23 protein-coding genes are annotated in these 26,540 nt (G+C 34.7%); 12 read left to right on the plus strand and 11 right to left on the minus strand.

Translation table 11 applies throughout. The features are described from left to right. From H560_RS23745 to H560_RS0110380, 4 genes are all read right to left on the minus strand, one after another. Positions 1-248, minus strand: a 248-nt coding sequence (locus H560_RS23745) for a transposase (RefSeq protein ID WP_081413913.1), incomplete at its 3' end; no start/stop codon positions are given. A gap of 81 nt (positions 249-329) precedes the next feature. Next, positions 330-1,841: a M20/M25/M40 family metallo-hydrolase gene (locus tag H560_RS0110370; RefSeq protein ID WP_027379985.1), complete on the minus strand. Its 1,512-nt coding sequence runs from the start codon at positions 1,839-1,841 to the stop codon at positions 330-332. 124 nt (positions 1,842-1,965) lie between these two features. Then, positions 1,966-2,898: a hypothetical protein gene (locus tag H560_RS23350; RefSeq protein ID WP_051289279.1), complete on the minus strand. Its 933-nt coding sequence runs from the start codon at positions 2,896-2,898 to the stop codon at positions 1,966-1,968. Positions 2,899-3,167: 269 nt separating this feature from the next. Then, complete coding sequence (locus tag H560_RS0110380) at positions 3,168-4,856, minus strand: helix-turn-helix domain-containing protein (protein WP_051289281.1); 1,689 nt, start codon at positions 4,854-4,856, stop codon at positions 3,168-3,170. A 284-nt stretch (positions 4,857-5,140) separates the two neighbouring features. Between H560_RS0110380 and H560_RS0110385 the strand changes: the two genes are divergently transcribed. The 6 genes from H560_RS0110385 (at position 5,141) to H560_RS0110410 (ending at position 8,403) form a co-directional block, all read left to right on the plus strand. Then, positions 5,141-5,362: a hypothetical protein gene (locus tag H560_RS0110385; RefSeq protein WP_027379987.1), complete on the plus strand. Its 222-nt coding sequence runs from the start codon at positions 5,141-5,143 to the stop codon at positions 5,360-5,362. Positions 5,363-5,453: 91 nt separating this feature from the next. Beyond that, entirely contained in the window at positions 5,454-5,747 is a 294-nt protein-coding gene (locus H560_RS0110390; RefSeq protein WP_027379988.1) for a hypothetical protein, read from the plus strand. Between the two features lie 63 nt (positions 5,748-5,810). Continuing rightward, positions 5,811-6,104, plus strand: a complete 294-nt coding sequence (locus H560_RS0110395) for a hypothetical protein (RefSeq protein WP_027379989.1) — start codon at positions 5,811-5,813, stop codon at positions 6,102-6,104. A 55-nt stretch (positions 6,105-6,159) separates the two neighbouring features. Continuing rightward, positions 6,160-6,675 carry a hypothetical protein gene (locus H560_RS0110400; RefSeq protein WP_027379990.1) on the plus strand — a complete coding sequence of 172 codons (516 nt, stop codon included), beginning with the start codon at positions 6,160-6,162 and terminating at the stop codon, positions 6,673-6,675. Continuing rightward, positions 6,672-7,595 (plus strand): hypothetical protein, encoded by a 924-nt coding sequence (locus H560_RS21415; protein WP_051289283.1) that lies wholly within the window; start codon positions 6,672-6,674, stop codon positions 7,593-7,595. The genes H560_RS0110400 and H560_RS21415 overlap by 4 nt, the downstream gene beginning before the upstream one ends. Further along, on the plus strand, positions 7,582-8,403 hold the full coding sequence (locus H560_RS0110410; protein ID WP_051289285.1) for a GLPGLI family protein: 822 nt from the start codon (positions 7,582-7,584) through the stop codon (positions 8,401-8,403). The genes H560_RS21415 and H560_RS0110410 overlap by 14 nt, the downstream gene beginning before the upstream one ends. Before the next feature lie 170 nt (positions 8,404-8,573). On the opposite strand, the gene H560_RS0110415 is transcribed toward H560_RS0110410, so the two are convergent. The 4 genes from H560_RS0110415 to H560_RS0110430 form a co-directional block, all read right to left on the minus strand. After that, positions 8,574-10,016, minus strand: coding sequence for a TolC family protein (locus H560_RS0110415; protein WP_027379992.1), 1,443 nt, complete (start codon positions 10,014-10,016; stop codon positions 8,574-8,576). Then, complete coding sequence (locus H560_RS0110420) at positions 10,003-13,197, minus strand: efflux RND transporter permease subunit (protein WP_027379993.1); 3,195 nt, start codon at positions 13,195-13,197, stop codon at positions 10,003-10,005. The genes H560_RS0110415 and H560_RS0110420 overlap by 14 nt, the downstream gene beginning before the upstream one ends. A 100-nt stretch (positions 13,198-13,297) precedes the next feature. Beyond that, entirely contained in the window at positions 13,298-14,377 is a 1,080-nt protein-coding gene (locus H560_RS0110425) for an efflux RND transporter periplasmic adaptor subunit (protein ID WP_027379994.1), read from the minus strand. Positions 14,378-14,527: 150 nt separating this feature from the next. Continuing rightward, the gene (locus H560_RS0110430) at positions 14,528-14,923 is read right to left on the minus strand and encodes a hypothetical protein (protein WP_027379995.1); all 396 of its coding nucleotides are present in this window, start codon (positions 14,921-14,923) and stop codon (positions 14,528-14,530) included. Positions 14,924-15,531: 608 nt separating this feature from the next. On the opposite strand from H560_RS0110430, the gene H560_RS22360 reads away from it, so the two are divergent. The 4 genes from H560_RS22360 to H560_RS0110455 all read left to right on the plus strand — a co-directional run bounded on the left by H560_RS22360 (position 15,532) and on the right by H560_RS0110455 (position 19,927). Further along, positions 15,532-16,536 (plus strand): hypothetical protein, encoded by a 1,005-nt coding sequence (locus tag H560_RS22360; protein WP_027379996.1) that lies wholly within the window; start codon positions 15,532-15,534, stop codon positions 16,534-16,536. A 423-nt stretch (positions 16,537-16,959) separates the two neighbouring features. Next, positions 16,960-17,358 (plus strand): hypothetical protein, encoded by a 399-nt coding sequence (locus H560_RS0110440; RefSeq protein WP_027379997.1) that lies wholly within the window; start codon positions 16,960-16,962, stop codon positions 17,356-17,358. A gap of 31 nt (positions 17,359-17,389) precedes the next feature. Next, positions 17,390-17,848 carry an META domain-containing protein gene (locus H560_RS0110445; RefSeq protein WP_027379998.1) on the plus strand — a complete coding sequence of 153 codons (459 nt, stop codon included), beginning with the start codon at positions 17,390-17,392 and terminating at the stop codon, positions 17,846-17,848. A gap of 630 nt (positions 17,849-18,478) precedes the next feature. Continuing rightward, the gene (locus tag H560_RS0110455; RefSeq protein ID WP_027379999.1) at positions 18,479-19,927 is read left to right on the plus strand and encodes a tetratricopeptide repeat protein; all 1,449 of its coding nucleotides are present in this window, start codon (positions 18,479-18,481) and stop codon (positions 19,925-19,927) included. A 376-nt stretch (positions 19,928-20,303) separates the two neighbouring features. On the opposite strand, the gene H560_RS22365 is transcribed toward H560_RS0110455, so the two are convergent. From H560_RS22365 to H560_RS0110470, 3 genes are all read right to left on the minus strand, one after another. Then, positions 20,304-21,608 (minus strand): hypothetical protein, encoded by a 1,305-nt coding sequence (locus tag H560_RS22365; RefSeq protein ID WP_027380000.1) that lies wholly within the window; start codon positions 21,606-21,608, stop codon positions 20,304-20,306. A 594-nt stretch (positions 21,609-22,202) separates the two neighbouring features. After that, positions 22,203-22,460, minus strand: a complete 258-nt coding sequence (locus tag H560_RS0110465) for a SemiSWEET transporter (RefSeq protein WP_027380001.1) — start codon at positions 22,458-22,460, stop codon at positions 22,203-22,205. 48 nt (positions 22,461-22,508) lie between these two features. Then, positions 22,509-24,221, minus strand: a complete 1,713-nt coding sequence (locus H560_RS0110470; protein ID WP_027380002.1) for a helix-turn-helix transcriptional regulator — start codon at positions 24,219-24,221, stop codon at positions 22,509-22,511. A 563-nt stretch (positions 24,222-24,784) separates the two neighbouring features. On the opposite strand from H560_RS0110470, the gene H560_RS21430 reads away from it, so the two are divergent. Both H560_RS21430 and H560_RS21435 read left to right on the plus strand, forming a co-directional pair. Further along, positions 24,785-25,249, plus strand: coding sequence for a transposase (locus tag H560_RS21430; protein WP_051289287.1), 465 nt, complete (start codon positions 24,785-24,787; stop codon positions 25,247-25,249). A gap of 17 nt (positions 25,250-25,266) precedes the next feature. Then, complete coding sequence (locus H560_RS21435) at positions 25,267-25,620, plus strand: hypothetical protein (protein WP_034752615.1); 354 nt, start codon at positions 25,267-25,269, stop codon at positions 25,618-25,620. The last annotated feature ends 920 nt before the right edge of the window (positions 25,621-26,540 follow it).

Below are 26,540 nucleotides of genomic sequence, written 5' to 3' on the forward strand. Positions count from 1 at the left end.
CCCTCTCTCTTGGAGAAGATGCCTACCGCCTTTTTTAAGATATCACGTTCAAGCTTTGTTTCTTCCAGTTCTTTGCGAAGTCTCAATAACTCTTCCCTTATTGGATCAGAGGATATTTGTTTTTCCTTGCTAAGTTTACCTTCTTTGTGAAGTTTTCGCCAATTAACGAGACTTTCTTTACAGATCCCAAATTCTTCAGCTACCGAGGATACATTGCCTCGCTGCTCACTTAAAGATACTGCTTGGATCTTAAACTATAGACTGTAATTTTTTCTGATCTTTTTCATACTCTTAAAGATAAAGAGTATAAGAATTGTGTCCTAACAAAGTTAGCAACTCCAATGAATCATTTTCATATAGTTTTCAATGCTTAGATATTCATTAGTTCCGTGGATAGACTGCTTTTCGGCGTCTGTGATTTTGATGGGCATAAAACGGTAGATATTTTTGCTGACAATCTGATATTTATATGCATCTGTAGCGCCTACGGTGAGGTAAGGCGTTGAAATTGCATCCGGATAAATTTCCTTAATTCCGGCTTCAATTAATTTAAATGAATTTGTTTTGGTGGATGAAACTGCAGATGCTTCTTTTACATTGTCGATTTCTTCTATTTCCACATCAAAACCTTTGGTTGCGTTTGCAATATGTTCTTTTACCTCTTTCACTGTGTTACCCGGAAGAAGCCTGAAGTTTACAACAAATTCCACCTCTGGCAACAGTACATTCGGCGCATCGCTGCCTTTCATCATGGTGAGAGCCGTTGTGGTTCGAACCAATGCGTTGGTAGAATTATTTTTTGTCAGCTTCGATAAAAGCACCGGTTTCAACAACCATTGATTAGAAATTCCCATCCTGCTTACAAAAGACATTGAACCTCCGATATTGGTGAAAAATTCATTGATTAAGGGCGTAATCATTGGCTTCATCTGGTTTTTTTCCAGTCTCTGCATGATAACGGATGCTTTTCCCATTGCACTCTGCAACGGAGGCATTGATGAGTGGCCTCCTAAGCCTTTCACTTTAATTTTCACGGAAAGAAAACCCTTTTCTGCACAACCGATGACGGCAACATCAGCATTAATTCCCGCAACACTTCCTTTCTCCAGGATCAGTCCGCCTTCATCATAAACAGCATCAAATGTTATATTTTTACCTTTGAAATAAGAAACAATCTGTGCTGCACCTTTTTGTCCGCCCACTTCTTCATCAAACCCAAAAGCAAGATAGATATCTCTTTTCGGAGTATAATTATTTTTAATTAAATTATTCAATGATTCCAGCAGAGAAAAGAACATTCCTTTCATATCAATAGCTCCTCTTCCGTAAATTCTTCCTTTAACAACAGCACCCGAAAACGGTCCAAAATCCCAAACCTCAGCAACTTTAGAAACTGCAGGTTCCGGCTTATCATCCGGTCGGAAAGGGTTTTCAATCTTCTGATCCCTTACTTCTGCGTCACCTGCAGGAACTACATCATAATGGGAAAGAAATAGAACAGGATGAAGGTCTGGATTACTGCCTTTCAGCCTGAAAATCAATCCATATTGGTTTACTTCTGTATATTCTGCATTCTCATAAACAAGCGAATAAGATTGTTTTAAGTATTCTTTAAATTGATCAAATGTTGAATAATCAAATTCACCCATCTCTCCGGATGAAACCGTAGGAATTTTGAGCCCGTCCGAAAACCTTTGAATTGCTGAATCATCTTGTATACTCTTCCATCCTGTTGTATTTGCTGGTGTGATTTTCCTGAAAGGATAAGTAAATGTTTTGATTAAGATGATAATAATTAAAATGATAAGAATACTGAGAATGATGAACAGGATTTTTTTCATGGTGATATTTGATAGAATTGGGTGTATCAAATATAGTGAAGATTTTAATTGTGATTGTATTATGAATTATGTAGCTATTACAAAATAAAAAGGAAAGAAATATATTCCTTCCTTTTCATCTGTTTTATTTTTTTGCTGAAAGTAATAGTTGAACCTGTTTTTTCAAATCATTAATTTCTTCAGATTGTATTTTTAAACGTTTGTTGTCTTCCTGAAGTTGCTTAATCTGCTTATTCTGATCAATTGAATAAAGTGTCAGTTCTTCTATTTTTTGCAAAAGCTTGATTTGAAATTCTCCTATGTTAACACCTTCTTTTTCCATAACTGATGCAGATGCAATTTCCGGAAGATGTTTCTTTTCTTTAATATGCTTTTCGATCTCTTCTAGTTTTGGAAGATTATAGTTTTCTTCAAACACAAAATCTGCGGTGGGAGTAAGTGTAACTTTCACTTCTTTTGCTTCAAATTTTCCCTGAAGCAAAGCATTTCCATTTGTGGAAATTTTCATTATCTCATTCATGGTTACCGGTGCGTTTAAAGCAATCTGCTGTGAAGGTGTAGTGAAGAATTTAAATCCTTCATTTCCTGCAACAAAAGCTACTCTATGAAAATTCTGTGTGCCGGTACTTGATAACCAGCCTTGGCCGGTTACCGGATCTGCCTTTACCCCGAAGGCCATATAAGATTCTGCAGAGCTTCTAAGTGAGCCCCAGTTGTTTGCAGTACCGTCATCATATCTTATAGCAAATCCATTAACCCCTTCGGTTGCATGTGAATGTCCTGCTACAACACCTCCAACTACATCCAATTTCTCAACCGGAGTGGAAGTTCCTATACCAACATTTCCGTTTTGCAGCAATTGAAATAATCCGTTTGATGTTTGTAATTTTACACCTCCATACCAGTTTATATCCAGCCCATCTGAGCCTGAAACCGGGTAATGTCCTAAATAATAATGGACAGGATCCGAGTTTCCATAGAGTTTATCAAAATGTATGTTTTGCGAAAATAAAAACCCGAACGAAGCAAGGGCAATAATTGATAGTGTTTTTTTCATAATTAGTGTTTATTTATAAAGTTTTAAATAATTGTAAAAAGAAACCAAGAAGTAGTTTCATTGACGATTGAAATCAATGTTTTAATTCTACGGCTAAATAATATGAAAGCGTGCATAGAGAAGATGCACTCAAATAAGAGATTTTTTTATTCATCGTTTGTGTTTAACTATTTTTTGCAAAGCTAAATAAATTTTGCAACCCTGCAAAAAAAATATTTTACATTTAAAATCAAAATATTACCAATCTAATCCTGATCAATAATTAGAGATTATCTTAAACTCCCGTTTTTTCTTTTTCTTATGAAATCAGTCGGGCGGATTCCATTAATTTCATAAAAAAGATCTGAGAAATTTTGCCGGGAAGCTATTCCACATTCTTTGGCAAGTGTTTCAATTCCATATTTCAGGTATTCCTTGTTTTCAAAAAGAAGGTTTGTAATATAATTTATTCGCAGTACACTGAGATATTTATTGAAATTCATCTCTTTATATTCATTAATAACCTGTGAAAGGTAGCTGGAATTAGTCCCTAAGCGAGTCGCCAACTTACTTATAGTCAATCCTTTTTGGGTAAATTCCTTTTTTTCTTCAAATAGTTTCAGCTTTTTAAGTAATTCTTCTACTTTACTTTCATCCAGATTTATCCTCTTGCCTTCAGATGGAACAGCTTTTTCAACAGTATTCTGCTGTATCATAAATTTTTGTTCCAACAAAATATATTTTTGCTGAATTTCTTTTTCTGTCTTATACCTTATGATTAATAAAATAATAAGCCCGATAGCCAGAATAATTAAACCGGTGATAATAAAATTTCCCCAGGAATTCGCTTTTACCAGCTTATTTTTTTCATCCAGTAAAGTTTTTGTATCATATTCTTTATGGATTTTCGGGGCCAGATAAGTAAAATCTCTCGAAATAATACTGTCCGCCTTCAAAAGCTGGCTGGTGTAATATAACTGTAGCCCCTGGTCTTTTTCTTTTTTATAATGCGTAATTAAAATCTCATAGTTTTCTCTTAACTCAGGAAGAATAAATTGATGTTTTTGAAAAATGGAGTCCACTTTTTTAAAGTAAATGATTGATTTTGCATCATTTTTTAAACCCAAATAACTCTTACCCGTATAAAAATAATCTAACGACAGCCAGGCAAAATCTCCACTTTTTTTAATGGATGACACAGGCTGATTCAAATGTTTTAATGCGATTTGAAACTCACCTTTTTTATAATCAGAAATTCCCTGGCATAAAATAAAATATCCTTTTTCCTGGGCATAATCCGGATCATTTTTCACCTCCGAAAGCCCGGTTTGTATTGCAGAATCTGCTTCTTTAGTCTTTGCCAGGTTACGATAGCAGATAATTAATTGATGAAGGCTGTTCAGATAGCCTTTTTTATTGTTAAAAATTTCATTGGGATGTAGATTTGATTTTGATTTAGGATAATAATAATCAATACATTGCTTAAACAATTGGGAAGCATCCTCATAATATCCCAAATAGCTTTTAACTACTCCTATATGGTATATATTCTGATATTTTAAAAACTCATTAGTAGTATTTTTCGAGTATTCATAGGCTGCTAGGTATTCATTGAGTGCAAGCTGATATTTTTTATAGTGGTAATAGTAGACAACTCCTTTTTCAATATACCCTGAACTTATCAGGTCTCTGTTTCCCGATAATTTCGCTGCCCAGATTACACTATCAGCAAATTGCAATTTTTTTTCGTTGGACGAAGAATAAAATATCCCGTCCTTATAACCCTGAACCAATTTTTCGTAATTTTTTTCTCTTTTTGCCTTATTAATATAAAGTTGAATAAAAGGAAAAGCTCTGGAATCATTTTCTTCAAAATTCTCATATTTCAGTCGGAGCTTATAGTATTGACTATAACCCTGCTGAGATATAGCAAGCTTAAAAAATCCTATAAATAAGATAAAAAATAGTTTTTTAATCACATTAATGAGTTATATGGTACAAGTTTATTATCAAAAATACACAAAATTCATTAAATTTTATCAAACAATAATGAATTAAACTAAACTTTTACAAATTATCTAAAAAATAAATCAATATATTGATAATCAATTGATTAAACATGTCCTAATTTATAAATCAGGACGTCAAAATTTCCAAATAAAGACAAGGCTTTCTTTTTTTTATCATTTTTAGCCTATAAATTCGACTTCAGAATTCTTAAAAAACTAAACCGGCCGGGATAACCTTAAATCAAATTATGATTATGAAAAAGATTATCTCAATTAAAATTATTTACCTAGTTATAATTGCTTTTGCAGCATCATTACAATCCTGCAGAGAATATGAAGAAGAAAATTATCCTGAAAAAAATAAAGCAACTGTCCTGAGCCTGAAATATGCAAAAGATCAGCTAAAACCAGATGCAGATACCATTGGCACCTCGCCGGAAGACCCTCCGGTAAAAGGTGGAACCCACTGGAAATAAAAAAATTTAGTAATCACCAAACGCAGTGCGCAATGCAAAAAGTGATTTATAAATAAGTGTAAAAAACTATTATCAACAAAAATTAATTATCATGAAAAAAACAATTTTCTTAGCAGCAGGCGTTGTTGCTCTTTCATTAATGTCTTTCGCAAGTTCTACTAACTTAGGTATTATTCAATTTGATGGTGATGTAATCTCAATGAAAGATACCAGTAAGGTAACTCCTGAGGAACTGAACTTTATGAGTGCCAACGTTGCAGGATGGACGTACTGCGACAAGCAATCTGAAACGAACCAATGCAATACGAGAAACAGAAATTTCCCGTATACAGCTAGCCTTGAAGTTCAAAAAAGATTGAACCTTATCATTGCAAAATATCAATAAATATTTTCAAGGGTGCCCTTCTTTAAGGGCATCCTTATTTTAACCACAAAAAAATTAATTATCATGAAAAAAACAATTCTTTTAGCAGCGGGTGTTGTTACCCTTTCTCTAATGTCTTTCGCAAGTTCTACTAATTTAGGCATCATCGAATTTGATGGTGAAGTAATTTCAATGAAAGATACCAGCAAAATAACCCCGGAAGAACTGGACTTTATGAGTGCCAATGTTGCAGGATGGACGTACTGTGACAAAAAATCTGAAACGAACCAATGCTATACCAGAAACAGGACTTTCCCGTATACAGCAAGCCTTGAAGTTCAGAAAAAATTGAATCTGATTATTGCAAAATATCAATAATAAGGTCAGGGTGCCTCTCCTTTGGGGCATCCTTTTCTTTAATCCTAAAAGCTTTATGAAAAATACGTTTTTAGAATATACAATTCTTGGTTTAATTATTATAAAGGTAATTCTTACAGGAATTTTAACGACTACTGAATCATTCTGCAGTTTTTACAAGTATGAAAACCCCTTGGAAAATGAAGGAAATAAATACGAAAAAACATTTGCTGCCTACACAGGGTTTGATACCGGATATGGTTTTTTTGCGCCAAACGTTGCCAGTAATTTTGTAATCATTTCTACAGAGCTGCAAAGTGGAAACACTTATCTGTCGACAGATTTATTAAGTACAAATGAAGGAAAGCTGAGGTTTTGTAACCTTAATGACGTGTACATGAAAAATATAACGCCTGAAAGCAAAAACGGACCGGATATCAAGATAAATCATATTCTGCTAAAGCAGGTGAATAAGGCATTTGAAACCAAATATGGTAAGCAGTTCCAATCTACAGCTTATTTATATGATCATAATTTCTTAACTGATCCTGACAAAAAAACAAGACTTATAAAAATAGATAACGTACAATGAAAAAATTTTTATCCTCATATTTTAACAAGCCATTTACTCCGAGCTTCATTGTTTTCCTGAGAGTAAGTGTGGCTTTCGTACTGCTTATTCATTTTATTTCAATGTGGAATGATTTTGAACTTTTATACAGCAATGAAAGCATTATCCCTGTTGAAATCCATGGAACAGTGTATGAATACGATATTATCCCATACACCCGGATAGAAACTTTTTTATCCGCTTATTTTCCACAACCCAATCTCGCATTTAAATATATTTACGTTACGCTTGCTATTTTTATTATATCAGGTTTTTTCAGCAGAATTTCTGCGTTGTTTTTATTGATCTTACAGGTTTCCTTGGTAAAAAGTGCGTCACTTTTCATGTATGGTGTAGACTTTTTTGCAAGCATGTCACTTTTTTATATTTTTATTTTTCCTTCAAGCAGCTATTTTTCTGTTCAGAAAAAGTTTTTCCCTAAAACTATTCTTAATTTTCCGATACAGTCTCTTACTATCTGTAAAAGAATTTTACAACTGCATCTATGCATAGCCTATTTCTTTTCCGGACTTGATAAAATACTCGGATTCAACTGGTGGAACGGAGAAGCCGTCTGGAAATCTTTAAACTTACCAAATTTCACAAGATTCGTGCACTTCCCTTCATTTTTTGATGAAAAATACAGCTTAGTATATCTTATCAGTGGCTGGGTGATCATTTTTACTGAATTATTTTATCCTATATTTATCAATATAAATAAAACAAGAAAACTATGGCTTACATTAACAATCCTGATGCATATTGGTATTATTATAAGCTTTAATCTGTTCTTCTTTTCATCAATTATGATCATTTGGAATTTAACATCTTATTACTTTAATTATTATGAAAAAGATAAAGTTTTCACAGAGAATTCTACTGCTGCTAATGCTTACAATTAGTGCCATTCTTTTTTCCCAATCTTACAAAGCTTTCTACGAAATGAAATGGAGAAATAGAAAAGATACCTTAAAAAATCATGAGCTATGTACTCTTATTATCAATGAAAAAGGGAATTCTTATTTTCAGTCGTATGAAAATTTCAAAAGAGATTCTGCACATACAAAAATTGTTAATGAATATTTTGCAAATAAAGCCGGCGGTTTACGGCTGGGTGATGATACCAGCAATGCAAAATTCCGCTCTCTTATTATTAAAAACACATCTCAAAACGATATCACTGTAGAGGAACGCTTTTTTACAAGCATTTTCTCTACCCATTACACTACCACGAAACAAAACTGGAAACTTATTAATAAATCAGATAAAATACTAGGGCACAAGGTCAGCATGGCTACTACAGATTTCGGAGGAAGAAAATGGACCGCCTGGTATACCACAGAAATCCCTATCAATGATGGGCCTTATAAATTCTATGGCCTGCCTGGTCTTATCTTGAAAATAACAGATTCCGAAAATGAATACAGCTTTGAAATAAAGGGAATTGTAAAGGAAAAAAATGACCTTGAACAAAGAAACTATACGTACGACAAACCTATAAACATAACACCAAAACAATGGGATGTTTTCTGGAAAAAATACACGAAGCAGCCTTCTGTAATTTTTGAAAATTTGAATACCGACCAGACCACGTATGTTATTAACGGACAGGATGTAAATTCAAAAGAAGTAAAAGATGCCTACAACCGCAGGGAACTGGAATTCTTAAAAATATTTGAAAACCCGATAGAGCTTGCCCCAACATATTAAATTTAAACTAATACCTTCCAAATAAATAATTTAATTGCCGGTATTCCTGCAATTAAACTGCAAAGGTTCCTAAATGAACTTTTTACAAAACAAATTCTCAGTTATTAATCGAAAAGAGACTGCACCTTTAGGACAGCCTCTTTTCTTTTTAAAACATTAAGGATTTACAATTACTTCCAGCCTCCGCCTAAGCTCTTATAAATATCCACAACTGTACTCAGCTGTTTTTGTTTTGCATCTACCAGTTCCATTTTTGCATCAAGCGCATCTCTTTGGTTCAGAAGAACTTCCAGGTAATCTGCCCTTGAATTACGGAAAAGCTGGTTCGCAATATCTATCGATTGTTCCAATGCCTTGGTTTCCTGGGATTTCAATTGATAATACTGGTCTATATTTTTAATTTTAGACATCATATTGGCAACATCCAGATAAGCATTCAGGATCGTTTTATCATATTCATACAAAGCCTGGATCTGCCTCGCATCTGCCGTCTGGAAATTAGCTTTGATTGCACTTTTATTAATCAACGGGCCCGCCAGATCGCCTGCAAGACTGGTAGCAATGGACTCCGGAAGCTTCACAAGATAAGAAGGCTTAAATGCTTCCAGACCTAATGTGGCAGAAATTTCCAATGTAGGGTAAAACTCTTTTCTTGCTGCCTCCACATCCAGCTTTGCTGATTTTAATTCTAATTCAGCTTGTTTAATGTCAGGACGGTTCACCAGCAATTGTGACGGAATTCCTGTATAAACCGTTTGCGGAATCGTAGTCATGAAATCTTCCTTCGTTCTCACAATCGGCTGTGGATAACGGCCACAAAGCGCATTGATCTGATTTTCCTTTTCTGTAATTTCCTGACGGATGGTATATTCTGTGGCTTTTGATTTTGCCAGTTCAGCTTCGAATTTTTTTACCGCCAATTCAGTTGCTGCTGCAGCTTCTTTCTGAATTTTTGAAATCTCCAAAGCCCTTTGCTGAAGCTTAATATACTGCTGAATAATATCTAATTGATTATCCAAAGCCAGCAATTCATAATAATTATCAGCAACTTCTTCTATTAAATTTGAAAGAACAAAGTTCTTCCCCTCCACTGTCGAAAGATAGTGAGCAACCGCTGCATCTTTTTCATTTCTAAGCTTTTTCCAGATATCAATTTCCCAATTGGCCATTAGTCCGCCTTCAAAATTTCCCAGCGGATCAGGCATTTCTTTTCCAGGTTCAATTTCCGTGGTGGCATCACCGGCTCCTTCGCTGGTGTAGCGTCCCGCTTTTTTTATGCCCGCTCCTACTCCCGCAGAAACCGTGGGTGTCATTTTTCCTTTTTTAGCTAAAACACCGCTTTTTGCAATTTCAATTTCCTGCAAAGTGATCATTAATTCCTGATTATTCTTTAAAGCAGTTTCAATTAAAGTTACTAAATTCGGATCTGTAAAAAACTGTCTCCACGGGGTTGTTCCGCTGTTGTTATCGGCATCAGCCTGTTCTTCCTGCTGAAAGTTCTGAGGGATGTTTTCTTTTACCTCATCTTTTATTACGGTGGCCATCGGCGCCTTACAACCTGCTAAAACAAGCGATAAGGCAATGGCTGCTATATATTTATTATAAATCTTCATGTTTGTCATCGTGTTGATACGGTTCTGTTTGTTCTGTTAAAGGGTTTTCCTCTTCATATCTTGCCAATCTGGATTTATCGGCGATGGTTCCGAAGATGTAGTACAATCCCGGGATGATCATTAATCCGAAAATAGTTCCTATTAGCATACCCCCTGCTGCGGCTGTACCGATGGTCCGGTTACCAATTGCACCCGGCCCTGTGGCCATTACCAAGGGAATCAAACCGGCAATAAATGCAAATGACGTCATCAAAATCGGGCGGAAACGGATAGCCGCCCCTTCAATGGCTGCCTGAGCCACGGGAATTCCTTCTTCAGCTTTTTTCTGAACAGCAAATTCCACAATCAATACGGCATTTTTACCCAAAAGACCAATCAACATGACCATGGCTACCTGAGCATAGATATTGTTTTCCAACCCTAATAATTTCAAGCATAAGAAAGCTCCGAAAATACCCGTCGGCAACGATAAAATTACCGGCAGCGGAAGAATAAAGCTTTCATACTGTGCAGAAAGAATAAGGTAAACGAATCCTAAACACACCAAGAAAATGAATATCGCCTCATTACCCCGACTTACCTCATCTTTGGAAATACCTGCCCAGTCGATCCCAAAACCTCTCGGAAGTGTTTTGTCCGCGACTTCTTTAATGGCTGCAATGGCCTGACCGGAACTGTATCCCGGAGCCGGAGTACCGCTTACTTCGGCAGAGTTATACATATTATGCCTTGTGATCTCAGACAGACCATACACTTTTTCCAAACGCATAAAATCTGAATACGGAACCATCTGATCCTTATCGTTTTTCACATATAATTTTAATAAATCTGTCGGAAGCGCACGATATTGCGGCCCAGCCTGAACAATCACTTTATAGGGCCTGTCGAAACGGATGAAACTCGTCTCATAATTCGAACCGATTAAAGTTGATAAATTATCCATTGCATTTTCAATCGTAACTCCCTTTTGTTCGGCCAAATCATTGTCAACCCTCAACATATACTGAGGAAAACTCGCGGAATAGAAGGTAAATGCAGAACCAAGCTCAGGACGTTTTTTCAGTTCCCTTACAAAGTCATTGCTTACTTTTTCCATTTTCTGATAATCTCCGCTTCCCGCTTTATCCAGCAAACGAAGTTCAAAACCACCTGCAGCACCATAACCCGGAATTGACGGCGGCTGGAAGAATTCTATATTAGCTCCCGGAATATTTTTAGCTTTTTCTTCAAGCTTTTCGATGATTTCCGCAGCGGATTCTGAACGGTCTTCCCAACTTTTAAGGTTAATCAAACAAGTACCGGAGTTAGAACCTGTACCTTCTGTTAAGATTTCATATCCTGCCAGTGAAGAGACAGATTGTACGCCATCGATATCTTCAGATTCTCTTAATAATTCTTTCGCAATCTGGTTCGTTCTTTCCAACGTGGAACCTGGTGGTGTTTGAATAATAGCATAAATCATCCCCTGATCTTCCGAAGGAATAAATCCTGAAGGCAATGAATTACTTAAGAAAAATGTACAGGCACAGAATGCCAATAATAAAGGAAGTGTAAATGCTTTTTTTGTAACCGTTTTGTTCAGCATTTTCTCATATTTCCCAGCTCCTCTTGTGAATAAGCTGTTGAATTTATCCAAAAATATAGTTATCGGAGTCCTTCTCTTGGCTTTTCCGTGGTTGTTTTTTAAAATTAAAGCACACAAAGCCGGAGTCAGCGTCAAAGCTACAACCCCTGAAAGGATAATCGCAGACGCCATTGTAATAGAGAACTGACGGTAGAAAACTCCAACCGGCCCGGACATAAACGCAATCGGAATAAATACAGACGCCATTACCAAAGTAATTGCGATAATTGCCCCGCTGATTTCATGCATGGCTTCTTCGGTTGCCTTTAACGGAGATAGATGTTTCTCTTCCATCTTGGCGTGGACGGCCTCAATAACAACAATCGCATCATCAACGACGACCCCGATCGCCATTACAAGGGCAAAAAGAGAGATCATATTTAACGTAATTCCAAACGCGGACATAACTGCAAAAGTACCAATCAATGAAACCGGAACCGCAATGGCCGGAATCAGGGTGGAACGCCAGTCGCCCAGGAAAAGAAATACCACAATTGCCACCAGAATAAAGGCTTCAAATAAAGTATGAATAACCTTTTCGATCGATGCATCCAGGAACCTGGATACATCATAACTGATATCGTAGTGCATTCCTTTCGGGAAGGTTGTTTTCTGCAATTCTGCCATTAAAGATTTTACGTTTTTGATAACGTCACTTGCATTGGAACCATAAGATTGCTTAACGGTGATCGCTGCAGAAGGTTTTCCGTTTAATGTAGAATAAATATCATACATAGAAGAACCGAACTCAATATCTGCAACATCTTTTAACCTGATAAATTCTCCGTCCGGCTTAGCCTTAAGAATGATGTTTCCGTAATCTTTTTCATTATTAAAACGACCCGGATATTTTAAAATATATTCAAATGACTGAGATCTTTTTCCTGAACTTTCCCCCGTTTTACCCGGAGATGCTTCCAAACTCTGCTGGTTTAATGCTTCCATTACTTCATCTGCTGAAATACTGTAAGCTGTTAATCTGTCCGGTTTCAGCCAGATACGCATTGCATATTCTCTCGTTCCCAGGATATCCGCGAAACCAACTCCGCTTACCCTCCTCAATTCTGACATCACGTTGATATCTGCATAGTTGAACAGGAATTTCTGGTCGGCTTTCGGATCATCACTATACAAATTAATGTACATCAACATATTAGGCTCTTCACGGGTAATTTTTACTCCTTCACGAACCACCAGCGGCGGAAGTTTGTTTACTACCGAAGATACACGGTTTTGAACGTTTACGGCGGCTACGTTCGGATCTGTTCCCAGATCAAAAACCACCTGAATAGATGCTTCCCCGTCGTTTCCGGCATCGGAAGTCATATATTTCATTCCCGGTACACCATTTAAACCTCTTTCTAACGGGATAACCACGGATTTAATCAACAATTCGTTGTTGGCACCCGGATATTCTGCAGTGATGTTTACTTTGGGAGGTGAAATGGACGGGAATTGAGTAATAGGTAGTTTTGCCAGCGACAAAACTCCCATAAATACGATAATCAAAGAGATTACGATTGACAGAACTGGTCTGCGAATAAATTTCTTAAACATAAAAATAATGATAAATTTATTATTGATGATTGATGAATGATAAATGATGAATATAAATAGCTCATGGGGCCGATTATCACTTATCAATTACCGTATTTTTCTACTCTGCTTTTAATTTCAATGACTGAAGAACTTTTTTAGGATCTTGGTTTTTTGTCTGAACTTTCTGATCGTCTTTTACCTTCTGCACGCCTTCCAATAAGATTTTATCATCCTTTGAAAGCCCTGAGCCTATAACGTAAACATCAGGAAGCTCGTAGGCCACTTTTATATTTTTAGATCTAGCCACACCATCTTTTCCTACTACGAAAACATATTTCTGATCCTGAATTTCGTATGTTGCTTTTTGTGGAATGATTAAGGCATTTTTCAGAGGTAAGGTCATTCTTACTTTTCCTGTTTCGCCGTTTCTTAATAGTTTATCCGGATTCGGAAATTTTGCCCTGAATGCGATATTTCCTGTTTCATTATCAAACTCCCCTTCAATGGTCTGAATCTCTCCTTTTTGCGGGAAAAGATCGCCATTTGCCATCACCAGAGAAACCTGATTGCTTCCTCGTGAGGCGGCATTCGTCTGGTAAGACAAGTATTCCGGTTCGGAAACATTGAAATAAGTGTATACGTCATTGTTATCGGATAAAGATGTAAGTAAATCACCTTCATCGATCAGGCTACCTAATTTTAAAGGAATCCTGTTGATAATTCCTGAGAACGGAGCTTTAATATCCGTGAATGAGAGATGAATCTGGGCCAGTTTTGCTTCCGCATTGGCAGCATCCAGCTTAGCTTTCGCCATTAATCTTTCGTTTTTGGAAACAATGTTGTTGTTTGCCAATGTACTTGCATTTTTCAGCTCAATGGTAGCCTGGGCTACTTCTGCCTGGGCTTTCAGAAGTTCCGCCTGATAAAGCTTGGGCATAATCCTGAACAAAGTCTGCCCCTGATGCACAAACTGACCTTCATCTACAAAGATTTTCTCAAGAAAACCCTTCTCCTGTGCACGAACTTCAATGTTCTTTACAGATTGAATCTGAGCTACATATTCTTTGTCGATCACCGTATCCATCATTACAGGAGTGGTTACGGGATAAACTGCAGCTTCTTCTTTTTCTTCTTTTTTCTTGTTACAGCTGAACAATAAAAGACTGCTTAGCGCAATGCCTGCGACAACTCTTTTCATCATAATTTCTAGAGTTTATATAAATCGTTAATGTTTTAAATGAAAATAAAAATGGTAATAAGGATAATTACGAGGTGAAGGTTACCGGCAATCACAACGCAATATCTCCCGCCGAACAGATCGGCAGAAAATAAATCGAAAAAAGGAATTTTAAATTCTGATAGAACGAATCAGAATGAATCTTTTTACAGTAGAAAATTCTGATAAATAGCCGTGGATGGTTGGCTTTGATTTTTTGAAGCTTTTGAGTCCGAAAACATAAACCAGAGAAAAAACACTTGCAAAAACCGCAATAGCCTCTAGCGTATCAGATAGTTGGAAATCATCTTCCGTAAGCTCCAGCGAGTAGGTATTTCCCGCATCATCAGGCGCCTGTCTTACGGTAAGCTTTTCATAGGTCTGGTTTAGCCGGTTGGCTCTTTTGGGTAAATTGTGAGAAGTGGCGTGGCCGGAATAGTTATTTTGTAAAGTTTTGACATTGATCTTGCTTTCCACTACGAAGAGCAGAAAAAGACTGGTCAAAAAATAAACTATATAATTTCTCATAATTTTCAAGGCACAAATGTAGGCCTTAGTATAAATATATTTCAAAGAAAAATTATGAATTATTGTATATATTAACAATATTTAACACTTCTTTAAAATAGCTGAAAAGGTTTTAATATAGCCTTAAGGCAAATTATAATTAAACACACCCTTAATACATATTACTGTTTAACAGTTAAATACAAAGGATTTCTTTTCAAATAATAATAAAATACCAATGTTCATTTTTATGTTTTTTTCACTTTTCTTTCTAGGTTACTGTACTTTTTAAGTAACGTTTTTTTAACATTTTATCCATTTAGTTATTTAGAATCATGATAAGGTTTAATTAAAAATTAAATTGAGTTCGCAAATTATTCAATACAATACATAAATAACATCGAAAATAGGAATTATTCATAATAATAATAATAATAATAATAGATTTTAATCCAATTATTTATAAAAAATATTATATTTGTAAAAATAAATAACCATACAGTGAATAATTTTGTTTCCGAATATTATTCCAGAAAAGCTCATCTCTTTCCAAGGCCTTGAATATAAGGTCCCCAACACCCTATAATCTGTTAAAAAACAAATCCAAATAACTTTAAAAAATTTTTAACATGAAAAATCAATTTTTACTGATAGGATTAATTCTTACATCAGTTCTTACATTCTCACAAGTAGGTGTTCATACCTCTAACCCCCAAAATGCTTTCCATGTGGATGGTGGTAAAGACAATCTAACTTCAGGCTTACCATCAGCTGCACAACAGGCCAATGATTTAATTGTCACAAATACCGGAAGTACAGGTATCGGGACAGCCACACCCAACGCATCTGCCATTTTAGACATTACTTCAACCAGTAAGGGAATTTTAGGACCAAGAATTAGTTTAACTTCTGCCACTATGCAGCTTAGCGCAAACCCAAATGCAACAGGTTTGCTTATTTATAATACAGGTCCGGTATTGGCTTCAGGCTATTATTTCTGGAATGGTACAGAGTGGAGGGTATTCAACACCTCTTCCGGAAACAATAATAATGGCGGAAATATCAATATTGCCAATGTAGATCAGATCGCAGTGATGGGTCCGCTCACCGCTACCACAGACAATGGAAGAGCCGGATATGCACTTTCTGTTACAACTCCCGATGGAAGATTCTCCGTAAGAACGTTTATTCCTACAGGAACAGCATTTTCACAAGTAAACCTGCAGATAAGAAATAATACTACTTCTGTTGTGGAGATTATTTCAAACGGTCATTACCTTTGGAGTGGTGCAGGAGGTTATATGCAAAACCAATTGAGATTGCCTATTGGAGCATGGGCAGGTGATAATGCCACTTCCAGCGCATCTCTCATTGATGCTACAACAGGGGCGAGAATTCAAACGGCATCTACCAATCCTTATTGGGGAGACCCTGAAACTTATGCGGGGGGAATGCCGGAGCAACGTCTTTATTCATGGACGACCAATGATGGAAACGATAAAACATTCTATAAACTGTATTATATGATGGGATCTTCATCTCCTGCGAGTGTTGGCAATGCCACCACCTGTCCTTCAGGAACCTGCAATGCCACAAAAGCATTCTTCACGATAGACCAAATTAAGGCACCTTAAGATTCTAAAAACACACTATATGGGGGGCCACGGTTCCCCTTTTTTATTTAATTGATATTATTTGCTAAAAAAAAGAAATCAATATATGTATCATCTATAAATAACAATTTTGATTTATAATATAAAGAGATTTGTCAATAACTATTTTAACACATAAAAATTTAAAGTACTTTTGCAAAAGAATTTAGAAAAAAATTATTAATAACCTGATAAAAAGTCAATTATAAATTCTCCTAGTATTTATAAAACTGGTATCAGAAGAGTGTTTCAGGTATTTAAAGACAGTTAAAATTTTAGAAATATTTTTTAGATGTAAATATTTGATTAATTTATACAAAATTAACACAATTAATATAAAAAAATTTGTAATTTTATAGAATATTAACATTTAATACATGAAACACCTAAAAATCACTTACACTTATGAAAAATTTTTTCAACATCATTGCTATTACAGGCGCAGCGGTCCTTTTAACAACAGCATGTAAACATCAGGCAAAAGATGAAATTGCTCTTACCCAGCAAGAAAACCCAGCACAAAGCACAGACAAAATTGAAAAAAATGTCTATACTGATGAATTTGGAGACCAGCTAGAGGTTGCAGTAAATGAGACAAAAAATACTGTAGCAGTACGTTTCGGGGGGAAATCCTATGAACTGAAAAAGAGCGATGACCTGCCGGAATATACAGCCGGAGATGCTGATTATCAATACTCCAACATCAGAGGAGAAATAACATTCCTTAAAAAAGATTATAATATGGTACTTTTCCATCATAAGGAAAAGCCAGCATCATCTAACACCAAAATGGCTTCTTATTAAGCACCAAATGAAATCACCAAATATTAAAATTATGAAAAGACTGCTAACATACCTCTGCTCATTGATGCTCATCGTAATCTCAGCATCATGCATGAACAGAATCGCACCAATACCACCTACACCGCCGCAAAATAATACTGACATCACAGGAAAAACCTGGAAACTTACTGAGCTGAACGGACAGCCGATCAAGCTGAAAAATCCTGAAGCCAACCCGTATTTTATGCTTAATACAGCAAGTATGAGATATGAAGGACACGGAGGCTGTAATGGAGTGGGTGGAACTTTCGAGATCAAACCTGAAGTAATGCGCATTAAATTCAACCAGGGAATGTCTACCATGATTGCCTGCGATGATCTTGAAACTGAGAAAGCTTTTGTAAATGCCCTGCTCGCCGCAGACAATTATTCGGTAAATGGAAATACCATGACACTGAATAAGGCCAGAATGGCGCCATTGGCTAAATTTGTCCTGGACAAAGCCAAATAACCTTTAATAAACACATCACCATAAATGTAGCGCTTTTACTTTTTGAAAGCGCTTTTTTGTTGTAAAAAAAATAAAAACCGGAGCATATCTCCGGCAAAAAACAACTGTGATGAAAAGAGTCTATCTCTTTAAGTTTAAAAAATGCAGCGACGGAGGAATAATTTGTCGCTGCTGTAAAAAAAATAATCAAATCGAAAATCGTTATTCAGTAGAAAATTTAAATAAAAGAGTTAAAACATAAAACTCGATTTTCTTGGGAACTTGTGTTAATTTTTAATCATCCTTTTATTCCTCCATTTTGTGTTTAAATTTTTTTTTAGTTCTGTAGTGTGTTTTAGAATCATATCCAAACATACTTTGATGTTCGACGAATTTTCTATTGCAAATCTATTACCTTTTGACCTGAAAAAGCCTACGGCAATTGCACTTCTTAAATTAAATAATTAACAATCAATTACATAACACAGCAAGAGCAGTTTCAATGCAGTGGTAAATTTTATCTTTTTTATTTTAAAATTTCACTGTAAATCCATTGATGGGTATTAAAAATTAATTTTACATTCATATTTTTAATCATATTTAAAATTTGCGTTGTCTAATTTTTTTATTTTTGTTCTATAACGCTACACTATGTTCCCGAATCACCTCAAAAATATTGGTTTGCTGCTTTTTATATTTTGCAGTTTACAATTCAAAAGTCAGATCTATACCGTTGACCAGCTCGACAGTATAAATAACAGGTATTGGGATAGCGGCAGAGTAGCAGATTTTGTAAAATTTAATCTGGAAATGCAAAAAAAATATAAAAAAGCAAATAATATTGAAGGTATTGTAAACACCTCAATTGGGCTAGGAGCAGCTTTTACCCATCTTAATAAGCAGAAGGAAGCACTGGACTATCTTGATAAAGCAAATAATAATATTTCTAAGATTAAAAACCCTCTGCTCATTTCGAGGATTTATCATCAGTACGGGGAACTTTATTCATTGTCTGATCTATATAAGGAAGCCAACAAAAACTTTGATAAGGCCATTCTGTATGCAAAAAAGATGGAAAATTCCAAGAAGCGTACCAAGCGTTTGTATCTGGCCAATATGTGGAAATGGTATAATTTTGATAAAATGGGAATGATAGATTCCATGTACGCCATCCAATATAAAAACATCAAAAACTTCCCTAATGACCCATTGGTTTATGAGAAAATAGCAGGTTTATATATCAGTAAAAAAAAGCATCTTGATTCCGCAGAATATTATCTGAACAAGGCTCTACCACTGGCCAATAACAAATCCGCGATTTACAATAAAGGACTTATTTACGGTACTTATGGAGATCTTTTCGTAGCGAAAGGAGAAGGTGACAAAGCATTACCTTATTATCTTAAGGCACTGGATATTTTCAGTTTAATGAAAAATAAGTTTGTAGAAAAAGAAATCTATAACAAAATTTCCAAAGCATATAAAACAACAACTCTAAACGACCCGGAAAAAGCAGAATTATATTACAAAAAATATTCTTACCTGAATGACAGCATTTCACAAAATGAAAAGCAGGTTTTAGGAGCCATTGTAGATAAACTGGTAGTAGAAAAAGAAAAAGAGCAGCAGCAGAAAGATCTATTGTATGTCATTATTTCTGTGATTGTTATTTTATCCCTGGTTTTATTTTTCTTTATCCGCAGGGCATATATCAGAAAACAACAGAAAAAAGACATTATTATTAAGGCAAAAGCTATTGAAATCAAGGAAAAAGCTAAGGAAGCCGATGAGCTTAAAAAGAAAGTGAATGATTCCTTCGAGGAAGTCATCAATCTGGCAAAGGCCAGCGATCCTTTTTTCCTGAGACGCTTCAAGGAAGTGTATCCTGAATTTTATGAGAAACTTATTGCACATCAGCCCGGCCTTACGGAGCATGATATAAAATATGCCGCTTATATAAGGCTTAATCTTACCAACAAAGAAATCGCACTCTATGACAATCTGGCGATACGCTCTGTAGAATCAAAAAAATACAGGCTGAAAAAGAAGCTTGAGCTCCAAGCTGAGGAAGACCTCACGAAATGGATTCTGGAATTGTAGATTTTAAGTCTATATATATTAAAATAAAGAAACCGAAGAAAGGACTCCGGTTTCATTCTTCATGACAACTAGCAACCAACCACTCATGAAGCATCATAAAAATTAACATTCTTAAAAGAATAAAGCAGGAACGATGGAAAACACTGTGCTGTTCCTGCCCTCACTATAAATAAACTAAATATCAATACTTTAGTGTTTAAAAAGAGGCCTCCCAGTACTATATTTTTTCGCAGAAGGCCCAATAATTTTTTTCTTTAAGCAAAATAAACTGCTCTGTGTTTTAATTTATCTCGAAATAATTTTTCAATCAATTTGTTTTTAAATATTGTAAAGCAGGAGCCAAAAGGAACATCACCCCTGCCTTACGTCCATATAGTTAATTAATTGCCGTTGCAACTATAGAATTCTCAGCCCAGCCGCCTCCTACTCCTTTTAGACTTGCTCCCGTTACTGTTCCACTCGCTTCTGTGCTGCCTACCACATATCTATATGTTTTGTTACTACCAGAGTTGTTATTGATCTGTATCGAGCCTGTAGCAACATTAAGTTTTTGTCCGCCACTATATGGCCCTGCAATTTGAAAACTCATTAGTGTTGGTCTTATAACATCGGATGAACCCGTTCCTACTTGCCCTATCGTTGTCAAATTATCAGTAGAAAAAGTACTTCTTACAAACATCCAATCAGTCGCAGAAAATGTTCCTACCGGGTGCACAAGGAGCGTAACATTAACCAGCCATTTTCCTGGTGGCAAAGTAATACTTGATCCTGTGTATCTCATCTCTGCATTTTTAGCAAATGGCAGGTCATATCCCCCTCCTAAATTTCCTAATATGGTTTCAGTTCTGGGAGTTTTCCATTCAGCTGTACCATTGCTATCCATAGCTGTTAATACCGAACCTACTGTAACCGAACCAGCTGTAGCATTTTCAAATCTTCTGGTACCAATAGTGTGAAAGTCTGTCTGAGGATTTGTAGTACCTATACCTACCCTGCCATTCTGGTTTAAGGTCATCAAAGGTGCCTGCGTATTATCTGCCCCTGCATAAATCTGAAGAACATTGGCTGCAGCCCCAAATCCGTAAAAGTCATCTCCCGCCGTGCTGTTCCATACTGCTAATTTTTTGCCGGTGGACCCACCAAGATCTAAAAGATTGTTCGGAGTGTTTGTTCCGATACCTATTCTGTTATTTCTTGCATCTACATTAAAAGTACTTCCATCTACCGTAAAATGACTTGTTCCGGCAGTTGCCGTACTGGTAAATGCCAATGTATTACCAGCCTGAGATACAGTTCTGTTACTGCTAAGCGTACCGTTATTACTATAAATATTAGTGTCTGTATCTACAAAAGCTGGTACGTCCGGAACTAATTTTACCCAAACAGTACCGTTAAAATAGTAATATCCAACTGCGTTAATATTTGCTGCAATACCAGCCTGTGTACCTGTAGCTACACTGTTTACATAAATCATGGTAGATGTGGCAATCCCCGTCATAGATTGCGCTCTCTGCCTGTCGATATTAGGAATGATAAGACCTTCAGGAGTTCTTGCAGTCCCTGTAGGAACCTTTGCTGTTACATCTAATGTAGCTCTTGGATTAGGTGTGTTCACCCCAACTTGTGCAAAAGACAGACCTGCCGTAAAAAGGGCAATTGTCAAAGTAATTTTGTTTTTCATTTTCTAGTGTTTACTTCATTCATCCCTCATTGAATAAAACTGTTTGGAAGTTTGATTCTTTTTTTGAAGTTTGAATGTGTTGTTTTTAAATTATTTAAGTTTGATAGTTTTGGTGTAATGGATAAATTATTCTTTATCCGGGAACATTGTTTTTTGTGTTTTCAGAATCGTTATTTTTCGCAGCGAATTAAAATCATTTGTTTCTGATTGATAAGCTCAAATAAAAATATTACGATGGCATTCATTTTATTTTTCATAATTTTTCGGTATAGTGCTTTATTTTTCTTAAATATTTTTTCAGTAGAATCAGATCTGTTTTTTAATTTTTAAATATTCAAATTGATCCACCTTAGAAAAAACTGATTGTTGTGTTTCTTGGTTGCAAATGTAGAACCATCGAAACAAAAACACCGTACTGCATTTCTACTCTTATGTCATAATTAACTAAATATCAAATAATTAACAAACACGCCTCAGTAGATATGAAGTATAAAATAATAGTCAAAAAATGAAGTGAATAGTAGAGTTATTGCACCAAAAAACTAAAAAAGCAACTTTTTGGCATATAAGAAATCCGAAAAATGAAAAATATCCTTATGATTTTTTAAAAATGAAAAAACAAATAAGAAGCGTAATATTTACTAAAACCGCAAAAGCATTGGACAGGATAATGGGAAGTTCATCTTTAAGAAAGCCGTACCATACCCATAGAGATAAACCTGTGATAAGCACAAGAAGCATTACCCAGGAAAGATTTTCGGCATCTTTTTCTTTTATTACTTTTACCAGCTGAGGAATCATTGATACAGAAGTAAGTACACCGGCAACAATACCCAAAAAATTTTCGTCCATAGTTTTTGTTCTTCTTATATGAAGATAGCAAATTTCCTGAGAACGACGTTACTTTATGGTATTTAAAAAAGTTCCTAAATCTTCTTCTTTCCCCAGACCTATTTTGGATTTTATTTTTGTTTTATAAACTCTTACGCTTCCGGGAGTGATATTTTCGAGAAGAGAAATTTCTTTTGAAGACAAATTCAGCCTGAAATATACACAAAGATTAAGATCATGCTCAGACAGGAACGGATAGATTTCCGAAAGCTTTTTCATGAATTCTTTATTTTCTTCAGAGCTTTCACTGATGTAATCATTATTTTTTTCATCGATCTGAAGAAGGTTGTTTATTTTAAAGAACAAATCCTTTACGGTTTCTTCAGCATCAATATTTTTTGACTTCTTAATTTTTTTGAGATTTTCGAGGAAGGCTTTTTCAGTCTCAATTTTAAGATTGAGATTCATGTGAAGGTTTTTTATTTTCCCTTTCTGGAGCTGTAAATCTCTCTCCAGGTTTTCTTTACTGCTTTCCAGCAGGAAGTTCAGTTTTTCCAGTCTTTCTTTTTCTTTTCTGTTTCTTTCCCTCACTTTTAAAATAATATTCACAAAGATTATGATGGTTACAAATACAAGAGAAAGCAAAAGCATATTTTTTCTGCGCTGGTCACGAATCTGGAAATCAAATTTCTGGTTAATATTTTTAATAATATATCCGTTCAGAATATCTGAGACATTATCTATTTCTTTGGTAATTTCGTCATTATAATTTTTGTTGAGAAGGTCAAGTTTTTTTGCATATACCTTCATCTGTTCAAAATTATTATGTGCGGCAAAATATTTCTGCAGCAAAGAGCAAGCAACTATTTTATTTCTTGTATTGGTAAGATTAGGAAGGATTGTAATAAGAAGATCAGCCAGCTTTTTTTCTTTATCTTCCTGATGGGTCACATTATAAAGTTTAAACAGCTCATCAGAATTACGAACGATATTAAAATGATACTTTTTTGCTTTTATCTGAAAATCAATCTGTTCGTTGAAGTACTTTTCCGCATTCACATAATCTTTTTTCATGAGATAGAAGCTTCCCAGATTACCTTTCATTATATAAAGGAAAAACTTTTCATTTTCCGTGAGATCTTTTTTTTTGCCCAGCAGTCTGATACCATATTCCACATGATGTATACCGGATTCTATACTTCCGAGCATTACGTTGCATAAAGCAAAATTATTATACATAGATGCTATATAAAGAACTTCAGACTTTTTAAAAGTCTTGAGTGCTTTTGCAAAATAGATCTTGGCGAGGGAGTAATTGGTATGTTTAAAATACCATCTTCCCTTCGCATGATACAGGTGAGGAAGAAAAAAATGATTGCCTTTCTTTTCATCAATCTTTATGGCTTCGTTTAGGAACTGCAGGGAAAGCTTTGGAGAGGTATCTTCTATCTCCAAGGCAAGGCTGAAATTTGCAGCTATTGTAATGTATTCATTTTCATCATCATTAATTCTTAAAAGCTCGTAGATTAATGATATTTTTTTTGATTTGTTGTCATTATATAATAATGATTCAGCATACTTGCTGCTCAGGAGGTATTTTAACTCCTTTGTTTTCTGATATTTTTTAAGCTCTCTCTTATAAATAGAATATATTTTTCCACGATTTTGATTTGTGTCTGTAATTTCTTTATCAATTTCGTGAAAGTACCCATTATCATTCTCGGAATGACAGGAATTTATTAGAAACAGGGACAATAAAAGAATAATTAATGTGCGACTCATACCCTAATTTAGAAAAAAACTCCTGAAAAAACGGTTAAAAAAGATCATTAAACAAATAATTAATTACACACAAATTATTTCATATCAAGCTGTTAATCAGATTAAAAAAATGATGTATAGTTTAAAAATTTATTAAAATCTGTTTATGTAATTTCATTTCTGAGAGGTTTATTCGAAGGATTTTTTATTAAAAAAATAGCAGCATTTAGTTTTTGTCACTATTATAATGAAGCTGTTATGTTCCAACTATTTTAAAAAAAAAACAGGTTAAAAGTTTAAGCAAAAATTAAACAAACAAAACCCAACCTACTTAACATCAATTAGTATTTAACCATCATTTATTTTTTCACCTTTCAATGGCTTTTTCAAAAGTTAATACTTGAAAAAAATATTTCAATTGAAAATCAATTCATTACAATTATTAACATTAACACATAACAATAAAAATATGCTGTTGCATTAACTCCGATTAACATCAGAAAATTTCAATCTGTGGTTAACATCTGTTAGATTTGCTTAAACAATTTCGCGAAATACTATCTTAACTTCTAAAAAATATCGTTATGAAATCTTTTAAAAACATAAATGTAGGATCTCTGATAAGACAAAGATTTTTAGAATCCGAAATGGAAACTTCAAGAGTATGTAATTTTTTTAATTGTTCAGAAGATGATGTTAATAAAATGTTTAAATCAAAAAGTATTGATACAGAGGTATTATTAAAATGGAGCAAATTACTGGAATATGATTTTTTCAGAATATATTCCCAGCATTTAATACTTTTTTCTCCTCAGAGCAATGCTTACAGTAGCAATAAGGAAAAGCCGAGTACAATGCCTCAATTTAGGAAAAATATCTATACTAAGGAAGTAATAGATTTTATTACAGAACTCATCACTACCGGAGAAAAAAATATTAACCAGGTAGTAGAAAAATACGGAATCCCAAAAACTACATTACACAGATGGACTGTGAAATATAGAAACCATGAAAAAAGAATCCATCAGGATCATAAAAACAATGTTTAATCACAAAAGAATTTATCATGGAGCGAAGACAGCCAAATTACAAATTAATCTATAATGATATCATCAGCATAAAATGTCCTGGAAAAAAAGATGAATGTAAGCCGATCCTTAATAAGGAAGTAATATCAATACTCGATGTCATCAAGCTGAATATAATTATTTTCGGGATCAATGATAAGGAAACGCATATTTTCAACCAGAAACACCGGTCTTATGATGAAAGCACCATTATAGAAATACTTGATTATCAAGCGAAAAACAACCTCAATAATACACAGCTTGCGAATCATTTCAAACTAAGTAGAAACACAGTGGCAAAATGGAAAAAGCATTTTAAAAACTGGCATTTGCATTCTGTTAAGGTAAATTAAAAACACATTAGCATATAGTTTATTAAAATTAAAAAGGATTATTGGCTTTTGGAATATGAGCGTTATAACAAATCAGTTCTTCAGAAACCATACCGGATCATGGAGTTTGTTCCCATAATCAAAACAAGTAGAGTTTGGAGATCCGGCAACTGCCGATAGAGCCTATTTATAGCCTTACTTAATGTAAATGCCTTTAGAAACACCAAATCATACAGTATATATCAAGTAGAAGTAGGACCAGAAAAATAGCCATTACTAAATCACAGTATCATTAGCATTGGCTATTTGCACCCTACAAGGAAAAGGTTAAATAGAGTTTTTTATATAGTTTGGGGAAATATAGGAAGGGTTACTTTCGAGTAAAAATACAGCCCCTTATAAGATGGTTTCCTTTCCTATTCCACCCCTTTCAGAAAAAGAATTAAATGAAAATATTCTCATATTATTAGTAAAGTGTGTGTGTACAGGTATTGCAAACATTCAGATTAATGTTCATCCCTATTACGAATGTTTGCATCCTGTTTTTAAAAAGACAAAATCATTTCATATATCTTCATAATATTAAGTAAAAGTGGAAATGGGAAAGTAAATATCGGATCACTAAGATATCGGTATTTGCTTCCTGTTTTTTTAGATTAGAAAGTACATTTTTCATTCATATAAACATTAGGCAGTATTATATTAACCGAGATAGTATCTCATCGTGTTTTGTTGTGTTTTTTATAATATATATTGCCTGCTAAAGTTTCCGCATTTGCGGGAACTTTCAGTATTTATAAAGGTCCCATTTATACAAAGAAACATATTTCTCAATAATTTTATAAAATCTTTATAGTAAAAATAATTTTAAGCCTTAACTATTGAATAAAAATTAAACACTGTGATAAAACTAATCATCCGGATAATAAAAACCAACATCA

The sequence above is a fragment of the Chryseobacterium daeguense DSM 19388 genome, assembly GCF_000430825.1.
Taxonomy (GTDB): domain Bacteria; phylum Bacteroidota; class Bacteroidia; order Flavobacteriales; family Weeksellaceae; genus Chryseobacterium; species Chryseobacterium daeguense.

Coding starts and splice junctions, on each gene's coding strand:
- H560_RS0110370 (WP_027379985.1), bottom strand. CDS start 1,841: ATGAAAAAAATCCTGTTCATCATTCTCAGTATTCTTATCATTTTAATT.
- H560_RS21415 (WP_051289283.1), top strand. CDS start 6,672: ATGAAAAAATTTTTATCCTCATATTTTAACAAGCCATTTACTCCGAGC.
- H560_RS0110390 (WP_027379988.1), top strand. CDS start 5,454: ATGAAAAAAACAATTTTCTTAGCAGCAGGCGTTGTTGCTCTTTCATTA.
- H560_RS21435 (WP_034752615.1), top strand. CDS start 25,267: ATGGAGCGAAGACAGCCAAATTACAAATTAATCTATAATGATATCATC.
- H560_RS23350 (WP_051289279.1), bottom strand. CDS start 2,898: ATGAAAAAAACACTATCAATTATTGCCCTTGCTTCGTTCGGGTTTTTA.
- H560_RS0110445 (WP_027379998.1), top strand. CDS start 17,390: ATGAAAAGACTGCTAACATACCTCTGCTCATTGATGCTCATCGTAATC.
- H560_RS0110385 (WP_027379987.1), top strand. CDS start 5,141: ATGAAAAAGATTATCTCAATTAAAATTATTTACCTAGTTATAATTGCT.
- H560_RS0110455 (WP_027379999.1), top strand. CDS start 18,479: ATGTTCCCGAATCACCTCAAAAATATTGGTTTGCTGCTTTTTATATTT.
- H560_RS0110400 (WP_027379990.1), top strand. CDS start 6,160: ATGAAAAATACGTTTTTAGAATATACAATTCTTGGTTTAATTATTATA.
- H560_RS0110425 (WP_027379994.1), bottom strand. CDS start 14,377: ATGAAAAGAGTTGTCGCAGGCATTGCGCTAAGCAGTCTTTTATTGTTC.
- H560_RS22365 (WP_027380000.1), bottom strand. CDS start 21,608: ATGAAAAACAAAATTACTTTGACAATTGCCCTTTTTACGGCAGGTCTG.
- H560_RS0110465 (WP_027380001.1), bottom strand. CDS start 22,460: ATGGACGAAAATTTTTTGGGTATTGTTGCCGGTGTACTTACTTCTGTA.
- H560_RS22360 (WP_027379996.1), top strand. CDS start 15,532: ATGAAAAATCAATTTTTACTGATAGGATTAATTCTTACATCAGTTCTT.
- H560_RS0110395 (WP_027379989.1), top strand. CDS start 5,811: ATGAAAAAAACAATTCTTTTAGCAGCGGGTGTTGTTACCCTTTCTCTA.
- H560_RS0110410 (WP_051289285.1), top strand. CDS start 7,582: ATGCTTACAATTAGTGCCATTCTTTTTTCCCAATCTTACAAAGCTTTC.
- H560_RS0110470 (WP_027380002.1), bottom strand. CDS start 24,221: ATGAGTCGCACATTAATTATTCTTTTATTGTCCCTGTTTCTAATAAAT.
- H560_RS0110420 (WP_027379993.1), bottom strand. CDS start 13,197: ATGTTTAAGAAATTTATTCGCAGACCAGTTCTGTCAATCGTAATCTCT.
- H560_RS0110440 (WP_027379997.1), top strand. CDS start 16,960: ATGAAAAATTTTTTCAACATCATTGCTATTACAGGCGCAGCGGTCCTT.
- H560_RS21430 (WP_051289287.1), top strand. CDS start 24,785: ATGAAATCTTTTAAAAACATAAATGTAGGATCTCTGATAAGACAAAGA.
- H560_RS0110430 (WP_027379995.1), bottom strand. CDS start 14,923: ATGAGAAATTATATAGTTTATTTTTTGACCAGTCTTTTTCTGCTCTTC.
- H560_RS0110415 (WP_027379992.1), bottom strand. CDS start 10,016: ATGAAGATTTATAATAAATATATAGCAGCCATTGCCTTATCGCTTGTT.